Origin of the sequence: Streptomyces sp. AHU1 (assembly GCF_045343905.1) — a bacterium.
Taxonomy (GTDB): domain Bacteria; phylum Actinomycetota; class Actinomycetes; order Streptomycetales; family Streptomycetaceae; genus Streptomyces; species Streptomyces triticiradicis.
In genome coordinates, this window is record NZ_CP174283.1 from 303,352 (window position 1) to 320,676 (window position 17,325).

15 protein-coding genes and 1 pseudogene are annotated in these 17,325 nt (G+C 70.4%); 4 read left to right on the forward strand and 12 right to left on the reverse strand.

Translation table 11 applies throughout. The annotated features are described in order from the left end of the window. Positions 1–121: 121 nt before the first annotated feature. Positions 122–406 carry an SHOCT domain-containing protein gene (locus ACICHK_RS01435; RefSeq protein ID WP_406835158.1) on the forward strand — a complete coding sequence of 95 codons (285 nt, stop codon included), beginning with the start codon at positions 122–124 and terminating at the stop codon, positions 404–406. A gap of 170 nt (positions 407–576) precedes the next feature. Further along, positions 577–1,476, forward strand: a pseudogene (locus tag ACICHK_RS01440) (nitroreductase). A gap of 6 nt (positions 1,477–1,482) precedes the next feature. Here ACICHK_RS01440 and ACICHK_RS01445 read toward each other — a convergent pair. The 9 genes from ACICHK_RS01445 to ACICHK_RS01485 all read right to left on the reverse strand — a co-directional run bounded on the left by ACICHK_RS01445 (position 1,483) and on the right by ACICHK_RS01485 (position 12,285). After that, positions 1,483–3,846 (reverse strand): heavy metal translocating P-type ATPase, encoded by a 2,364-nt coding sequence (locus tag ACICHK_RS01445; protein WP_406835159.1) that lies wholly within the window; start codon positions 3,844–3,846, stop codon positions 1,483–1,485. Between the two features lie 200 nt (positions 3,847–4,046). Further along, a complete protein-coding gene (locus ACICHK_RS01450) occupies positions 4,047–4,943 on the reverse strand; it encodes a universal stress protein (protein ID WP_406835161.1) in 897 nt (298 codons plus the stop codon). A gap of 77 nt (positions 4,944–5,020) precedes the next feature. Then, positions 5,021–5,923 carry a universal stress protein gene (locus ACICHK_RS01455; RefSeq protein ID WP_406835162.1) on the reverse strand — a complete coding sequence of 301 codons (903 nt, stop codon included), beginning with the start codon at positions 5,921–5,923 and terminating at the stop codon, positions 5,021–5,023. Positions 5,924–6,047: 124 nt separating this feature from the next. Continuing rightward, positions 6,048–6,929: a universal stress protein gene (locus ACICHK_RS01460; protein WP_406835163.1), complete on the reverse strand. Its 882-nt coding sequence runs from the start codon at positions 6,927–6,929 to the stop codon at positions 6,048–6,050. A gap of 413 nt (positions 6,930–7,342) precedes the next feature. Further along, entirely contained in the window at positions 7,343–7,765 is a 423-nt protein-coding gene (locus ACICHK_RS01465) for an Hsp20/alpha crystallin family protein (protein ID WP_406835164.1), read from the reverse strand. A gap of 423 nt (positions 7,766–8,188) precedes the next feature. Further along, positions 8,189–8,383, reverse strand: a complete 195-nt coding sequence (locus ACICHK_RS01470) for a hypothetical protein (RefSeq protein WP_406835165.1) — start codon at positions 8,381–8,383, stop codon at positions 8,189–8,191. Between the two features lie 136 nt (positions 8,384–8,519). Continuing rightward, positions 8,520–8,912, reverse strand: coding sequence for an MBL fold metallo-hydrolase RNA specificity domain-containing protein (locus ACICHK_RS01475; RefSeq protein ID WP_406835166.1), 393 nt, complete (start codon positions 8,910–8,912; stop codon positions 8,520–8,522). A gap of 550 nt (positions 8,913–9,462) precedes the next feature. Then, a complete protein-coding gene (locus ACICHK_RS01480; RefSeq protein WP_406835167.1) occupies positions 9,463–10,173 on the reverse strand; it encodes a CBS domain-containing protein in 711 nt (236 codons plus the stop codon). A gap of 393 nt (positions 10,174–10,566) precedes the next feature. Continuing rightward, positions 10,567–12,285, reverse strand: coding sequence for a GAF domain-containing protein (locus tag ACICHK_RS01485; protein ID WP_406835169.1), 1,719 nt, complete (start codon positions 12,283–12,285; stop codon positions 10,567–10,569). A gap of 462 nt (positions 12,286–12,747) precedes the next feature. On the opposite strand from ACICHK_RS01485, the gene ACICHK_RS01490 reads away from it, so the two are divergent. Next, positions 12,748–13,068 carry a hypothetical protein gene (locus tag ACICHK_RS01490; protein WP_406835170.1) on the forward strand — a complete coding sequence of 107 codons (321 nt, stop codon included), beginning with the start codon at positions 12,748–12,750 and terminating at the stop codon, positions 13,066–13,068. 194 nt (positions 13,069–13,262) lie between these two features. Then, positions 13,263–14,834, forward strand: coding sequence for an oleate hydratase (locus tag ACICHK_RS01495; protein ID WP_406835172.1), 1,572 nt, complete (start codon positions 13,263–13,265; stop codon positions 14,832–14,834). Positions 14,835–15,067: 233 nt separating this feature from the next. On the opposite strand, the gene ACICHK_RS01500 is transcribed toward ACICHK_RS01495, so the two are convergent. From ACICHK_RS01500 to ACICHK_RS01510, 3 genes are all read right to left on the reverse strand, one after another. Further along, the gene (locus ACICHK_RS01500; RefSeq protein ID WP_406835173.1) at positions 15,068–15,898 is read right to left on the reverse strand and encodes a universal stress protein; all 831 of its coding nucleotides are present in this window, start codon (positions 15,896–15,898) and stop codon (positions 15,068–15,070) included. A gap of 217 nt (positions 15,899–16,115) precedes the next feature. Then, positions 16,116–16,535: a pyridoxamine 5'-phosphate oxidase family protein gene (locus tag ACICHK_RS01505; RefSeq protein WP_406835175.1), complete on the reverse strand. Its 420-nt coding sequence runs from the start codon at positions 16,533–16,535 to the stop codon at positions 16,116–16,118. A gap of 112 nt (positions 16,536–16,647) precedes the next feature. Beyond that, positions 16,648–17,322 carry a helix-turn-helix domain-containing protein gene (locus ACICHK_RS01510; protein WP_406835176.1) on the reverse strand — a complete coding sequence of 225 codons (675 nt, stop codon included), beginning with the start codon at positions 17,320–17,322 and terminating at the stop codon, positions 16,648–16,650. Positions 17,323–17,325 lie beyond the last annotated feature (3 nt).

Below are 17,325 nucleotides of genomic sequence, written 5' to 3' on the forward strand. Positions count from 1 at the left end.
CCCTGCGGGTCTGGGCGCTTCGGCCCATGACGGGCGAACGGACAGGGGTGACGGTGAAAGTGGCGCACCGAGACCACGGGCATGGGGCCCGCATCCGGTGACAGTGAGGAAGCAGGCGATCATGATGCTCTGGTACGGCCATGATCCGAGCGGTTGGGGCTGGTTCGTGATGTCGGTCGGCATGATCCTCTTCTGGTCCGTCCTCATCCTCCTCGGGGTCCTCCTGTTCCGGACCTTGTCCCGGCCGGCCGGGACAGGGACGGCCACCGCCCCCGTGCAACACGGGCCCACAGCCGAACAGCTCCTCGCCGAGCGCTTCGCCCGAGGAGAGATCGACGAGGACGAATACCGCCGCCGCCTGAGCGTCCTGCACATGGGCGGTGGCCCCCGGCTCGGCAAGGACTGAACTGATCGATCGAACGAAACCGCGCCGGATCGGAGGCACCCTGCCCGCAGACTCCAGGTTTCACGGTCACGCGTCCGGCACCGAACGCCCGGGACCGCCGTGGAACAGTGGGAGGAGACGGAAATCGCCCCTCCGTGCATGGCCGGTCGGCCTGAAGGGAGGCAGGTCCGGTGTCCGTACGCGAACTCGACGCGACGGCTGTGGCAGCCCTGGTGGAAGACGCCGCCGCAGCCCCGTCCATGCACAACGCGCAGCCGTGGAGATTCCGGTTCCTGCGCGGTGACAGCGCCTTCGAGCTGTACGCGGACCTCGAGCGCGCCATGCCGCACGCCGACCCCACCACCCGCGGCCTTCACCTGGGTTGCGCCGCTGCCCTGCTGAACCTGCGCGTCGCCGCTGCCCACTCGGGCTGGACACCGGCCACCGACCTGCTGCCCGACCCCGCCGACCCACGCCTGCTCGCAGTGGTACGGCTGACCAGCCGTACCACTGCGGTCGATGAACCCGCGGAAGACCTCGCGCCGCTGTATCCGGCGATCCGCCGTCGCCACACGAGCCGTCAGCCGTTCACCGACGAGGTGATACCGCAGGCCATCAAGGACTCTCTGTGCGCCGCCGCACCGGAGCTGAGGCAGTGGACCCGTACCGGCACGGGAACGGGAACGGCGGAAACGACGTACGACGGGGTACCGGAGTACGCCTTCGGCCCTCGCGAACGCTCCGGCAGGGCGCCCGTGCGTGACTTCGCCGGCAGGCACCCCGTTCCGGACCGCACGGCCGCCGCGTTCGAGAACATGCCCCAGCTCGCCGTACTGGGCACCGTGGGCGACCGGCCGAGAGACTGGCTGCTGGCGGGTCAGGCCATGGAACGCGTTCTGCTCCAGGCCACCCTCGACGGGCTCGCCACCTCACTCACCTCCCAGGCCCTCGAATGACCCGAACTCCGCTGGGCCGTGCGCGATCCGCAGTCGGCGATGGGATTCATCCAGATGGTGCTGCGGCTCGGATACGGCCCGGCAGGCCCTGGCACAAGGCGCCGTCCCGTGCACGAGGTACTCGACATCGAATGAGCCTTCTCATGAGTCCGCGCGGCCTCCGTCGGACGGGGAGGTCGCCAGCGAGAAGTAGTTCTCCTCCTCCTGGGTGAAGTGCAGGCGCAGGACGGTGTTCAGGCCATAGAGGCAAGAGCGCAGGTCGTCGAGTTGTCCGGGGGCCAGGCCGCCATCGGCATGGGACAGGTCGAGATGGGTCGCGATCCGGCGGGAGAGGCGTGCGATCTCCGTGTGGGCGCGGCTCATGGTGGCGGTGGCCTCGGGCCCGCCGAGCGCGGGGGCAAGGGCCGGATAGAGCTCGTGCTCCTCGGCGTTCTCGTGCGGCAGCAGCCGCTCGACGAGCAGTTTGTGCGCCTCCTCGACGGCCGCGAGGGCTTGTGGGCCTGGGTTGTCGGAGACACGGTCGGCCGCGCCGCGGACGGCTTCGAGGACGTCCTGGAGGTCGTCGTGTTCGGCCGCGAACCGCTGGACGAGTGCCTCGGCGGCGGGGGTGAGCGCCGGTCGCGCGGCCTGGTCCACGCGCAGGGCCCGCAGGGCGTTGAGAATGACCGCGACGTCGATCCCTTCCTGGAGCAGGGCACCGGCGGCCGGTGGGAGCAGGCCGAACGCGGCCGCGGTCATGGCGGCCAGCGACATCAGCATGCCTGCCAGCGCGCTCTGAACGGCGATCCTCCGGGCTCGTACGGCGATGGAGACGGCGTCCGCCAGACGGTCCACGCGGTCGGTGGTCAGCACGATGTCAGCGGCCTCGGAGGATGCGGTGGAACCGCGTGCTCCCATGGCCACGCCGATGTCGGCCGCCGCGAGCGCGGGGGCGTCGTTGACGCCGTCGCCCACCATCACGGTGACCGCGTGCGCGCTCTCGGCGCGTACCGCGGCGACCTTGTCGGCCGGGCCGAGTTCGGCGCGGACGTCGTCGAGACCGAGGACGGCGGCGACCTCCCGGGCGGGTTCGGCGCGGTCGCCGGTCAGCATCAGCAGCCGTTCGATGCCCGCCGCCCGCAGATGACGCAGCGTGCGGGGCGCGTCGGGCCGGACGGGGTCTCGAAGGAGAACGGCACCGGACAGCTGTCGGTCGACGGTCAGCCAGGCGACGGCCGCGCCGTCGAGAAGAGCGCGGTTGTCGACGGCCCGGGCCCAGGGCGGTCGCGTGTCCGAGGCGGCGACGCGGCCGACCGACACCCGGTGGCCGTCCACCGTGCCGGAGGCGCCCCGGCCGGGTTCCTCGCTCACCGCGGAGGGAGGAGACAGGCTCAGCTCGCGTTTGTGGGCCGTGTCGACGATGGCGCGGGCGAGGACGTGCGGCGAGTACTGGTCGACGGATGCCGCCAGGCGGAGCACTTCCGTGGGTGTTCCGCCGGGCGCGGCGATCACGTCAAGCACACGGGGACGGCCGGCGGTCAGCGTGCCGGTCTTGTCCAGCATGAGCGTGCGGGCCCGGCCCAGGTTCTCCAGGGCGCCGCCGCCGCGGACGACCACGCCGAGGCGTGAGGCACGGGAGAGGCCGGAGACGATCGCGACCGGCGCGGCCAGCAGCAGCGGACAGGGGGTGGCGACCACCAGGACGGCGACCGCCCGGACCGCGGAGCCGCTGACCAGCCAGGCCAGACCCGCCACCACGAGGGTGAGAGGAAGGAACCATGCCGCATAGTGGTCGGCGAGCCGCACGACGGGCGCGGACTCCGCTCCCGCTTCCTGGGCCAGCCGCACGATGCCGGCGTAGGTGCTGTCCCGCTCGGCGGCGGTGGCGCGGAGTTCGAAGGCGGCACCCGCGTTCACGACACCACTGCGCACCGATTCCCCGCGTCCCCGCTCGGTCTGGAGGGGCTCGCCGGTGAGCGCGGATTCGTCCAGGACGGCGATGGTGCTCTCCACCCGGCCGTCGACAGGGACCACTTCCCCAGGGCCCACGACGAGCAGGTCGCCGACACGGACCTCGGCCGACGGCACCACACGCACGCCGGTGGCGGTACGCAGGCGGGCGGAGCGTGGAGCTCGCTCCAGCAGGGCGCGCAGGTCGTGCGAGGCGCGCCGCTGCGCGGCGGTCTCGAGGGTGCGGCCGGTGGCGAGCATCAACGCGATCAGGGCGCCGGCCAGGTACTCCTGGACCGCCAGAGTGCCTCCCAGGGCGAGCACGGCGACCAGGTCGACACCGACGTCACGGTGCCGCAGCGACGCCAGCACCCATCCGACCGCCGGCACGACGGCAGCCACCGTTCCCAGGGCCCAGAACAGGTCCGCCAAGGAACCCGCACCGACGATCCAGGCGACGCCGCCCGCCGAAAGAGCCACAGCCGTGACGGCCAGGAGCACGGCTTCAGCGGATGCGGACACGACCTTCAGAGACAGCCGCCGCGGTCGTGCCGCAAGGGCGGTGACGCGATCCATGGCACACACCTCGGTCCGTCCGAACGTCACGACCTTCACTTCGCTCCCCTTCCATGACACCGCGCCGTCCGGCCTGCCCGGCAGGGGACGGACGGCCCGGTCGCCGGGGCCGTCCGTACGTCGCCTCACCCGTCGCCGGGCCCGGCCAGGACACGTACCCGAGTTCGGGACGGATGGGCGGCGACCGCGCGGCGCGGCTGTCAGTCGTGCGGGACCAGCACGACCGGCTGGGTCATGTGGTGGAGCAACGCATGGGCCACCGGACCTGTGTGGGCTCCGATCGCGGTACGCCGACGACGACGTCCCAACACCAGTAGTCCGGCCCCGCCTGCCGTGCGTACGAGGACGTGGGCGGCACGGCCCTCGTGGAGGTTCTCGTGGACGACCACGCCGGGGTACTTCGCTCGCCAGGGTTCGAGCAGCTCCGCGAGTGCCTGCTCCGCCGCCTCCCGGATCCGCTTACGCTCCTCGACGCCTGGGACACCCCTGGTGAGCGGCACGTGCCAGGCGTACGCGGCGCGGAGCGGAGCCCCACGGAGTTCGGCCGCGCGGAACGCGTGGTCGAGGACGTCGTCGCAGGGCGCGCCGACGTCGACGGCGACCGCTACGTCACGGTAGGGGGTGTCGGTCGACGCCTTTCCCGAAGCGTCGGGGAGGTGTTCGTCCGTCGCAGTATGACCCGCCCGCACGAGAACGACGGGCCTGTCGACGTGAGCCACGGTGGCCATGGCGACCGACCCCGAGACGAACCCGCCGACACCGCTCGTCCCCTGGCTTCCGATGACCAGCAGTTCCGCGTTCTCCGCCTCGGCGAGGAGCGCGGGACCTGGCTGCTTGCGCACCTGCTCGGCGGCTACGTACAGCTCCGGATAACGCTCGTGCAGTACATCGACGGCCCCGCGCAGCACCCGCCGCGCGTGGTACTGCGGTGCCCGGATCTCGGGCAGGTCCGCGACGGTGCCGTCGTCGGGCAGGCCCTCCCAGGCGTGCACCAGACGGAGCGGCAGTCCGCGGCGAAGGGCTTCCCTGGCGGCCCAGTCGGCCGCGGCGAGACTCTCCTTCGAACCGTCCAGGCCGACCACGACCGGCCTCGTCATGACCGTCACCTCCTTCGTCCGTTCCTGCTGTCGCGATTCCTTCGAGAACAAGGTCCGCTCAGCAGGCTCGGGGTCCTCTAGTCATGGGGCACGACGGCGACGGGGCAGCCGACGTGGTGGATCGCGGCGTGCGTGACGGGCCCGGTGCGGGGGCCGAGCGGGCGTTCGGCGAGACGGTGGCCGACGACGAGGAGACTCGCTCCGGTCGCGGCCCTCACGAGCGCGGTCGAAGGTTTGTCGTCCACGACCGTCTCCAGGACCTCCACGTCCGGATACTTGTCGCGCCACGTCTGGAGCACGGCCTTGAGGAAGCCCAGCCATTCCTCGCCCTGCCAGGACTCCACGGCAAGCCCGACGTCGCCGGGCCCGAGACCGATCGGTCCGGCCGTGTGCCAGGCGTGTACGGCCCTCAGGCGTGCATGCCGGAGCCGGGCGGCCTCGAAGGCGAACTCGATGACCTCGTCACAGGCCTCATCGAGGTCTACGGCGAGCACGACGTCCCGGTAGCCGGTGTCTGTGGAGGGGCTTCCGTCGCGTGCCGGCACGTGTTCGTCGGCCGCCTCCTCGTCCGCCCGGACGAGGACGACGGGACGGGTCGCCTTCGCGACCACGCCGAGCGCCACGGAACCCACGAGGAGTCCGGTGAATCCGCTCAGTCCGCGAGATCCCAGGACCATCAGATCGGCCTGGTCCGCTGCCTTCAACAGCGCGGCGCTGGCGGGACCTTCGGTCTGCTCGTCGGTGAGGCGGACGTCCGGGCACTCGGCGCGGACGCGTTCCTCCGCCTGGCGCAACGAAGTCCGCGCCAGATGTCGCTGGGCGGCACCGGCGATCTCGCGCTCCTGCTGGCGGGGGTGCCAGTTCCATGCGTGGACAAGGTGCAGCGGTCGGTCCCGCCGTTCGGCCTCGCGGGCCGCCCATGCCGCGGCGGCCAGGCTCTCGGCGGATCCGTCAACTCCTGCGACTACGGGCGAGAGCATGTCGGCACCTCCAGCATTCGGTCTGCCGTCCGGTACCAGCGTCACGCCGCGGTCCGCGCGGGGGCAGAGGCTGCCCGGTCCTCTCCGGGGGCCGTCCGGCCCTTCTCCATGACACCTGCCGCCGTCAGTCAGAAACCGTGTGCGGCACGATCGCCACCGGGCAGTCCGCGTGGTGGAGCAGGGTATGGCTCACCCGGCCGAGCTGAAGCCCGAGGTGGCCGTGCCTGCGCCGGGCACCGACGATCACCAGGTCGGCGGCTGCCGAGCGGCGCACAAGCACGCTGTGGGCCGGTCCCTCGACCGTGACCCGCCGCACCTGGACGCCCGGATGGCCGGCCATGGCGTCCCGCAGCAGCGCGTCGAGTACTTCAGAGGCCCGCTCCTCGTGTCGGAGCGCCGGTTCGTCCGTGAGCGCGGGATCGTCGGCGCTCTCGTGCATCGGGCGGCGCCAGGCTCGTACGACGTCCAAGGCACATCCGCGCGCCTCGGCCTCGCTGAAGGCGAAGCGCACGGCTTCGGCACCGTTCGCGGGCTCGCTGGCCCCCAGCAGGATCCTCTCGTGGGAAGCGGCCAGACCCGCCTTGTCCCCCCGGACAACGATCACCGGACAGCGCGCCCGGGCTGCCACGGACAGGCCTACGGAGCCCAGGAGCAGGCTCTTGAGCTCACCGCGGCCACGCGCTCCCGTCACCACGGCGAATGCGTTGTCGCCCTCGCGCAGGAGAGCGTCCGCGGCGTCGTCGGCGACGATTTCGGTGGTGACCTTGACGTCCGGATTGCGCCGCCCGACGCGTTCAGCCGCAGAGGCCACGAGGTTCTCGATGAACACGCGTTCGGGCGGGCGGCCGAGACCGCGGGACGGAACGGCTCGCTCGTACCGCTCCCAGCGTGAGGCATGCACCAGCCGCAGCGAGAGACCGTGCCGGGCGGCCTCGTCCACTGCCCAGTCGACCGCCGTCAGGCTCTCATCGGAACCGTCGATGCCCGTGACCAGGGGATGCGTCATCGTCTCCACCGCCTTCGATGCAGCACAGGGGTCCATTCCACGTTCGCACCGGTCGGCGCACCGCACGAGAGGCCACATCGGCCCTTGGTGGAGACGTTCGGCCCATACATCCATGCGTCGCGGAGTCCGCTCCAGGTCTTTTCTCCACGCTGCCGGCCAGATGTCGATGGAATCGTCGACGTCCGCTGCCACCTCACGGGCCCGTTGGTGCTCTGTGGCCCCCGTGACGTTCCGGACGAGTGGTCCGCGCAGCCCCTATCGGACCTGCGGGGCGAGGTCCGCGCACCATCGCGGCGTATGTGCCGTTCTGCAGTCGAGTTGCCGTGGGCCCTCGGGTCATCAAGGGGACAGCGATGTGCGTGGCCGGTGATCCACTGGCCACGCACAATTGATGCGGCCCGACGTGGCCGCCTTCAGCCGCGCCGCACCTGGATGGTCCTGGTCCCCGTCTTCTCCTCCGGGGCCGGGACCGTGATGGTCAGAACTCCGTCCTTGTACTCCGCTGTCGCCTCCTCCCCCTTCGCTCCGGCCGGAAGGCGAACGGAACGGACGAAGGTGCCGTAGCGGAACTCTGTGCGGTGCTTCTCCGTCGTCTCTTCACCGCGTTCCGCCCGCAGGGTCAGAACGTTGTCCTCCACAGTGATCTCGACGTCCTTGTCGGGGTCGAGACCCGGAAGTTCGGCGCGCAAGACGTAGGAACCGTCCTTCAGATACTCCTCGACGCGGATGCCGTGCAGCCCCGGAGCCATGTGCATCCCGGGAAATCCCCCCTCGGCCCAGCCGAACAGGTCGGGCAGCGGCGGAAAGCCGGCCAGCCGCTCCATCACGCCGTTCATGCTTGCCTCCTCTCCTTCCTTCTCCCCTCCAGCGTCCTGCGAAGGAGTCACCTGGCGCGTGGGCCGACCGGGCCCTTGATGGAGCCGTTCGGCTGCGGCCGACAGTCCTCCCCTGCCTGCGAAGCGGTGCGGACGCCGAGGGCCGATCGGCTCCACACGTCAGTCGTGCGGCACCACCGCCAGCGGCGCGGAGGCGTGATGACGCCCGCTCCGCTGCCGGGGCAGCCTGTTCCTCGGCATCCCAAGAGGGGTGAATACCCGCCGCGGCGAATCAGGCTCGGGAGATGGATCCCGCCGGGTGGCCGACGGAGGAAACAAGCCCTCCAACCGGAAAGAGCGGTGGCGGCGACGCCGGTGCCGCACTCAGCAGCATGGGCCGGGGACCAAGTCCCCGGCCCAGTCGGGCAGTTGCCGCACGACACGTCAGCAGTGCACCGACGCGCGGTGGTCCTTCCGAATCGGCCGGTGCGGCGCCTCCGGCGCCTTGGGCGACCGACGGCGCAGTAGTCGGACGGCGAGACTGTCGAAAGCCGCCGTGAGGATCCCCGCCAGACTCGCGGCCAGCACGAGCAGGACCGCGAACTGCCCCCAGAACTCCGGTGTGAGACTCGTACCCACTGTCCTCACCCTCCCTGGTCGGCGCCGTTCTCCTTACTTCCAGCCAACTACGCCACAGGCCGTGGCGCATGAGCCGAAGGGGCCGTGCAGAGGTCCGGATCGACCCTTGGCGCGTAGGGCCGCGCGGGCCGCGTCCTCAGCACACGAGCACGTGTTCCCCGGAGCGAGGTACCGCCGCCGTCCAGCCCAGCGTCTCGTCGATCCTGTCGCGCAGCGCGGCTGCGGCGTCCGGCTCACCGTGTACGGGGTAAGTCGTGCGCGGGGCGGGTGCGCCCCGTGGCCAGTCGATGATCTGGGACGTGTCGGCGTGGGCCGAGAAGTGCGGCACATCGGTGACCGACGCCCGGACCGCCACGTACTCACCGAACGTCTTGAGCGCTTCGGCGCCGTCGACGAGGTCACGGGTGTGATCGCTCTCGACCAGGAACTTGCTTCTCGTGACCGTTCCCACGGCTCCGAGGAACGTGAGCAGCGCCGGAAGCCGACGTGCAGGCGACAGATCCTTGGTCTGAGAGGTGGCGATGTTCATGACGCGGGTCTCCTCGGTGTCCGACCGCCGGTCGCCACGGGATCAGGTCCGGTCGGCCCTGGTGGCCGTGCGGTCCTGGTGGTGTGCTGGAGGTGGCGGGAAGGACCTGACAGAGGCGCGGAGAAGCGGCCAGGAGCCGCGGATCGCGCAATCAGGATCCGCGAGAAGCGGGTGGGGCCCTTCCCGCCCCGTTGTAGCTTGGCCCGCCCCGCTGTGTACCAGTCCCCATTTCCGCGCGGGACCCCGTTGGCGCCGACCGTCTGTCGTCCTTTGCCTCCGCTGAGATTCCGCCACTGCGGGCCGACGCGCTTCCACTCCGCCAGCCGCCGACGTAGCATCCGTGCATCCGTCTGTGTACCAGCCATCCGCCGGCGAGAACCGAGGAGCCGGCGCCGGACGCGACGAGCAGCCCTGTGCGGGCCACGTCCAGCCTCGCCTGCGCTGCCGTAGGAGGGCCTGGAAACCAGGTCGCCCGCGCTGTCGGCCCACGCCGTCACGCGAGTGCCCGCCGAAGCATCGGCTCGACCTTCGTCCGTGAGTGCCGTCAGCGTCACACCACGGTCCCGGGACCGTCGGCCCATTCGGTCCGGACCTCGTCGGGGAGAACCGGCTCGAGGTTGAGGTCACGGGGCGGCCCGTACAGGGCGCAGTCCACATCCACCACGCCTTCCACGGAACGGACCAGCCTCGTCACCACGGGGACGAGCGATGTGTCCCGCACTCGGCCGGTGAGCGTCACGACCCCGTCGCGCACATCCACCCGGATCGGCTCGACAGTCACGCCGAAAAAGCGTGCGACGACTTCCCGACGCACTTCGCCGGCGATCTCCGCGTCCTCGCGCAGGAACACCTTGAGCAGGTCGGTGCGGCTGACGATGCCCTGCAGCACGCCCTTGTCGTCGACGACCGGCAGCCGCTTGAGCCTGTGCTGCGCCATGATGCGCGCGGCACAAGCCACGGTGACGTCGGAGCGCACGGTGACGGCCGGAGCAGTCATCAGATCCTCGGCGGCCGTCGCGTCGGCTTTGGCGATGCCGGGGCGGCCACGCGATCGCGCGTACAAGTCCGGAGCGTCACGGAGCATCTCCTTGGGGAGGAGGTCGGCCTCGGACACGACTCCGACGACCCGGCGGTCTCCGTCCAGAACGGGGAGGGCACTGACCTTCCATCGCCGCATAGTCCTGGCGATGTCCTTGAAAGCGGCCCTCTTGCGCAGGGCGACCACGGTGCGCGTCATCACGTCACTCACGAGGTAGGGCATGGCGTCCTCCAGGTACTCGGATGCCGTCCCGTTTCACCCTCCAGCCTCCGCTACGACGCCGGTGAGGGCATGGGTCCCATGGCCCTGTCCCGAGGCCTGATGGCCTCTGCTCATGGGGCTGCTCGGACTCCGCCAGGCCATGAACACACCGCTGCGAACTGGTGAACGTGTACGGCATCGCAGCCGGCTCCTCCCGAGCACCGGCGCTTTGACCTCCATGACGCCCCCGTGGCGCCCATGCGCCGGCATCGCCGTAACGCGGGCCTGCCTCTTCACCAGCACCGGCGCGCAGGGCCAGTGCGCGCTGTCGCGGCGCGGCAACGGCGCCGCCCGGATCCCGGCCCTTGGACCAACAGTCATCCTTCAAGAGCGGTGCTGTGTACCCTCCAGCCCCTACTGCCTCGGCACCGGTACACGCCACACCAGGATCGTGCCGCCGCCCTCGGGTTCTCCCAGCTCCAGTTCACCACCCAACTGCTCGGCACGCTCCGCCATGTTGCGCAGCCCACTACGACGGCCGTCGGCCGGGATGCCCACACCGTTGTCCGCGACCGACAGCCGTACCTCCCGCCCGTCCGTGGCAAGGAGTACGTCGGCGCGGTTCGCCTGGGCATGGCGGGCGATGTTGGTCAGGGCCTCGGAGAGCACCGCCATCACGTGGTCGGCGATCTCCTTCGGCACGTCGGTGTCCAGCAGGCCCTCCATACGGAGGCCGGGGGCGAAGCCGAGGATCTGCGCGGCCTCTCCGGCCACCCGTACGGCACCAGCCCGCAGGCCGGCCTCCCCCGCGCCCTCGCGGGTACGCAACCCGAAGATCGTCGATCTGATGATCTTGATGGTCTCGTCGAGGTCGTCGACCGCGCGCGCCACGCGCTCGGCGGCCTCCTCGTGCTCGATGAAGCGGCCCGCGCTCTGCAGTGTCATGCCGGTGGCGAACAGCCGTTGGATCGCCAGATCGTGCAGGTCACGCGCAATGCGGTCGCGGTCCTTGAGCACCGCGACCTGTTCGGCGTCCTGTCGGCGCTCCGCCAGCTCCATCGCGATGGCGGCCTGTCCGGCGAAGGCCTGCAAAGTCTCGGTCTCCGTCACGGAGAACACCGGCCGGCCAATCCTTCGTGCCAGCAGGACCACACCCCGCAGATCCGCGTCGCCCGCGCCGATGGGCACGGCCACGGCGGGGCCGAGTCCGCCGAACCGCGGAGGTTCCGGGGAGATGCGCTCGTCCTGGGTGACGTCCGTGCTGGCAACGGGCGAAGCGCCGGAAAATGCCAGGCCCATCAAGGTCTTGTCCATGGCCAGTACGAGGCCGCGGTGGGCCTCGGCGTCCACTCCGACGGCGATCTCCACGGCAAGTGACCTGGTGCCCTCCATGGGCACCGCGACAGCCGCCAGGTCAGATCCTGTGAGTTCACCGGCCCGCTCGGCGATCAGAGCAAGGACCCCGGTCCGCTCGACGCCCGACATCAGGCTGTGGGTGATCTCCGCGTTCGCCTGGAGCCAGCGTTCCCGCAGTCTGGACTCCTCGTACAGCCGGGCGTTGTCGATCGCGATGCCGGCCGCAACGGCGAGCGTCTGCGTGACCGAGACGTCTTCCTCGTTGAACAGGGCACCACCTTGCTTCTCGGTCAGGTACAGGTTGCCGAAGACCTGGTCACGCACCCGGATCGGGACACCGAGAAAGGTGTTCATCGGCGGATGATGCGCCGGGAAGCCGTAAGAGGACGGGTGGTCGGAGATCTTCGCCAGCCGTAGCGGCACGGGGTGGCGGATCAACTCCCCGAGGATGCCGTGACCCTTCGGATACGAGCCGATGTCTGCGATCTGCTCCTCGCTGACTCCCACGGTGTGGAAGGCGGACAAGCGCCTGCCATCCGGGCCGATCACGCCGAGAGCCGCGTATTCCGCATCGACCAGTGCCGCGGCTGCCTCCACGATGTGGTGCAGAACCTGCTCCAGGTTCAGCTCCCGGCCGACTGCCAGCACCGCCTCCAGCAGGCTGTGCACACGGTCACGGGTGCCACGGGCGACGTCCAGCCGCGCCTGGAGTTCCTCCAGCAGCTCGTCCAGCCGCAGCTGAGGCAGCCGCACGCGAGCCTCCTCGGGATTTTCCACCCTGCGCTCCTTCAGGTCCCCTCGACGGACGAATTCGCTGGCTGGTCATGTTCACGGTAGCTGCCAGACGCAGGGGGCGGTATCGCATGGAGCCGCGTGCCGGGACTCCGCTTCAGTCGGTTTCGATCCATCGGGCAGCCAGTCCGGCCCGGACCACACCCTCTATACCCCAGATCTCACGACAGATCACTTCAGACGCACCCTTGGAGAGGCGGGACGTCCCTTCTCCAGAGCCGACCGGCCCAGGGGAGGGGATCGACAGCACCTGCCCCTCCGGTCCCGGCGGCAGAACTCTGGCAGCGCACCCAGCCGGCAGTCCATCAGCAGAGGAGATCGGCGTCATGGTCCGTCATGTGTACGACTTAGCAGAAGGCGGCCGTGACCTGGCCGAGCTGCTCAGCGGCAAGGGAGCGAACCTCGCCGAGATGACCCGGCTGGGGCTGCCGGCCCCACGACGTGGTCGTGGGCAGGCCGGGCCTGCCTGTCGTCACCGGCATGGTGCACATCGCCCGGGCGGCCGCCCACCACGCCGGCCGCCCGTGGTCGGCCACGGCCGACCTGCGCATCGGCGGTCGTCAGGTGGTGGCGACGGCCGAGGAGGCGACGGGCACGGAGGTCGTCGACCGGCTCCAGGACCGGCTGCGCCGCCAGACCGACAAGGCATTCCAGCCCTGGGACAACGGACACCGGTCCCGCCCTGGCGCGGTGCGTCCGGGCGGTCTGCCGCCGCCGCAGGACCCGACAGCGTGGCAGAGGGCTCCCGTACGGCGCGACCAGCTGTGACGACGGGCCTGGCCGGCCGCAGTTCACCGGCCGGGCCACAGGCTTGTCCGCCGCCTGCGGGCGCTCCGCCCAGGCCGGCTTTCAGGGCCGTCCGGACCGATGAGGTGACCAACGGCCCCTGACTCACGGCCGGGCGGCAGGGAACCGTGGGAGGCGCGGTTCCCGATCGGCGTGCGAGGACGAGGAGTTGTGTGATGGCGAAGGCGTATCTGGTGGGCAGCGGAATCGCGGCGCTGGCCGCGGCGACGTTCCTGGTCCGGGACGGCGGCTTCAAGGGGTCCGACATCCACCTCTTCGAGGAACAACGGACCCTCGGCGGCAGCCTGGACGCGGGTGGCACACCGGACGCCGGTTACACCATGCGCGGTGGGCGCATGTTCGAGGCCGAGTTCCGCTGCACCTACGACCTGCTGTCCGGTATCCCCAGCCTCGACGACCCCGCAGTCTCGGTGACCGAGGAGATCCTGGCCGGTCATGAGGACTTCGCCTGGGACGACATCGCACGACTGGTCGACGGGAACGGCAAGATCGTCGACACGACCTCGATGGGGTTCTCCGAACGTGACCGGCTGGAGCTGGTCCGCTGCCTGGCCACGCCCGAAGGGCAGTTGGACGGCAAGCGAATCACCGACTGCTTCGGCGAACACTTCTTCACGACCAACTTCTGGTTCATGTGGTGCACCACGTTCGCCTTCCAGCCCTGGCACAGCGCGATCGAGTTCCACCGCTACCTGCGGCGCTTCATCCACCTGTTCTCCGAGTTCGCGTCCATGTCCGGCATCCACCGGACCCGGTACAACCAGTACGACTCCATCGTCCGGCCCCTGACCGCCTGGCTCCACGAGCAGGGCGTCACCGTGCACACCGGCTGCCGCGTCACCGACCTCGGCTTCACCCCGGGCATCGGGAGCGGCACGGTGGAGACCATCCACCTGAGCCGGGGCGGCGAGGACGAGAAGGTCACCGTCGCACCAGAGGATCTCGTCCTCGTCACCAACGGGTCGATGACCGACGCCTCCAGCGTCGGTTCGCACACGGCGGCGCCTCGGCCGGCTCCGCACCGCTCGGACGCCTGGCTGCTGTGGCACCGGCTGGCCCGCGGCCGCGACGACTTCGGCGACCCTGCCGTGTTCGACAAGCGCGTCAAGGAGTCCCGGTGGGAGTCGTTCACGGTCACCACCAAAGACCCCGCCTTCCTGAGGGCGCTCGAGGATTTCAGCGGCCGCCCGGTCGGCAGGGGCGGCCTGATGACCTTCACCGAATCCAACTGGCTGCTCACGATCGTCGCCAACCGCCAGCCCGTCTACCGCGACCAGCCGGAGGACGTCGGGGTCTGGTGGGGCTACGGCCTGTTCCCCGACCGCGCCGGAAACAGCACGCCCAAGCCCATGACCATGTGCACGGGCCGCGAGATCCTCGAAGAGGTCCTGCACCACCTCCCCTTCGACGAGCGCACGGCCGCCCGGGTCCGGGAGACCTCCACCGTCGTGCCCTGCGTGATGCCGTACATCACCAGCCAGTTCCTGGCCCGCCGCCGCGACGACCGGCCCCGGGTGGTCCCGGAGAAGTCGGTCAACCTCGCCTTCATCGGGCAGTTCGCGGAGGTGCCCGACGACGTGGTCTTCACCGTCGAGTACTCCGTACGCACGGCCTGGACGGCGGTCGCGCAGCTCCTGAGGTCGGACAAGCATCCGCCGCAGGTCTACAAGGGCCATCACGATCCCCACGTACTGGCAGCCGCCTTGGAGACCATGCACCGTCGATGAAGCACAAAGGTGCGCGGGCTGTTCGGCCCACGATGGGGACTGTCGGCACCTGCGCGAAAGGTGTGGTCCGAGAGACAGTGAATGTGTGAGCGGCACCGATCCCCCGCGGTGCCGCTCCGCTCCACGTGGGCACTCGGTCATCCGCGCGATCGAGGGGGCCGTCGTCGCGTACGAGGGAGACGACATCGCCCCCGCCACCCGCCTCGGACAGGGCCGGCTTGCCGGCGGGCCGGTCATCCACAGGGCACGACGACCACCGGGCAGTGCGCCCGGTGCAGCAGCGTGTGGGCGACCGGGCCCAGGCGCGGACCGAGCACACTCGTACGGCGGTGTGCGCCGATGACGACCACGGCAGCCTCCCCGGTGGCCGCCAGCAGTTCGCCCGCGGGAGCGGTCCGGACCGTGTGGGTCTCCACCGTGACTCCGGGGTGCCGGTCCTGCAGTCGGGTGAGGGCGTAGCGCGGTACGGCTTCCTCTGCCCGTGCGTCCCTGACCAGTTGTTCCTGGCCCGGACTGCGCGCCGGTGTCAGGGAGGGAAGTTCGGGGGTGATGTGCCGATGACTCCAGGAATGCAGGACACGGAGCCTCGCGTCGCGCCGCTCCGCCTCCTGGAAGGCATACTCCGCCGCCTTCACATCCGTGTCGTCCGCCAGGCCGAGCAGCACGTCCTGCCCGTCGTCGCACGGGTGGTCCCCGCGGACGACCAGGAACGGCCCCTGCGCGAGCGCGGCCAGCCTCAGACTCACCGAACCGAACGCCGGGCCGGTCAACGCGCCCAAGCCGCGTGTTCCCACGACGGTGAGGACCGCGTCCGCGCTCTCGTCGGCCAACGCGCGCGCCGCGCCTCCCTCCGTCGCGACGGCCTCCACGCGCAGTTCCGGATGCCGCGCGTGTGCGCGTGACACGGCGTTGGCCAGGACCGGTGCGGCCTCGTCCCGGTCGGCAACCGCGTACAGCACGCGCAGGTCGGCGCCGTGCCGTACGGCTTCGGCCGCGGCCCGGTCCAACGCCCTTACGGAGATCAGAGAGCCGTCCACTCCGACGACTACGCGATGCGAGGTCATGGCCGCATCCGTCCCTTCCTTGAGTGACCGTTCGGCGGAGGCGACCGCTCGGCGAACGCGTCGGCCCCCTCGAACGATGCTCCTCGTGGACCATCACCCCGGGCAGAAGCCGCGAGGCCCGAAGGGATGCCGAACGGCCCCTGTTTCAGGGGCCGTTCGGTCAGAACCAGGACAGGGGTGACGGAGTGCTGTTGCCGACGGGCGTGATGACGGGGGTTCAGGAGGAAAAATGCACGCCGTACAGGGTGCGTCCGCCCACGAGTCGGCGTCCGGTGACCAGTTCCTGGGCGATGCGTACGAAGACCTCCCGCGACGTCGGCGCCCAGGAACGCGGTCCGGTCCTCAGAAGTCGTGCGTGCTCGACGGGGTCGGTGACGAGGGTGGCCGGCCCCAGGGCCACGACGCTCCAGCCGGAGTGTGCGGCGGCGGCGACCTCGTCGGCCTCGAAGGCCACCACGGCCCCGTCGATCGCGCTCGCCAGTTCCGAAGAGACCGAGGTGCGCACCACCACCGTGCCGTCACGGTCCAGGCAGAAGTTGACCGGCAGGACGGCGGCGATGCGCCCCACGGACACTGTGGCCAGCAGGGCCAGGCATTCCCACCGGTCGAGCTCTCGAAATCCGTCGTTGGCGTACATCTGACTTCTCGTCTCTCACCTGGCAAAGCGGTACCGCACTGGTCCGCCCTCGAGCAGTGGGGCATTCTGAGGCCAGGGGTTACGGCCCCCTGCTCCACACGTCAGATCCTGTTCAGACCACGATGCGGCGTCCCGTGACGGCATACGGTTCGATGCGCACCCACATGTCACGCTGTCCACCGCTCCACGGCTTGCTGTACGCCTGCTCCGCGAGTCGATGCTCTTCGTCGGAGTCGGTCACCGTGTGCGCGTACCCGCGCGTCACCACGCTCCAGCCCTGACTGAAGGTGTCGTCGACACGATCGACCTCGAAGGCGACGATGCATCCGGATGCCAGCGACGGTGTCGCGCCACGGGCGGTTCTGAAGACGATCGCGTCATCGACGATGCTGTAGTTGACAGGGACGATCACCGGCCCGAGTTCCGTGGACACCGAGAGCCTTCCGACGCCGTGCGTCGACAGCAGCTCCGCGCACTCGGCCCTGCTCAACTCGGTCAATTCGGGAGCGCGCCCGGCCTGTTCACGACCGGGTGGCACATCGGCATCGCCGCCGGCGAGCGCCGAGACCGTGGTCCGCAGCGCTGCCGCGAGGCTGAGCAGCGTGCCTCGGCCGGGCGCGGCGCCGGGGTGCTGTTCCAGGTGCGTCACGTAGCTGGGAGCCACGCCCGCTCGAGCAGCCGTCTCCTCTGCCGTCAGACCGAGCTGGACACGGCGTGCGGCAAGTCGCCGGCCCAGGTCGCCCGAGGACAGGCCCTGCGTGACGTTCGCCTGCGCGTGTTCGGTCATGGC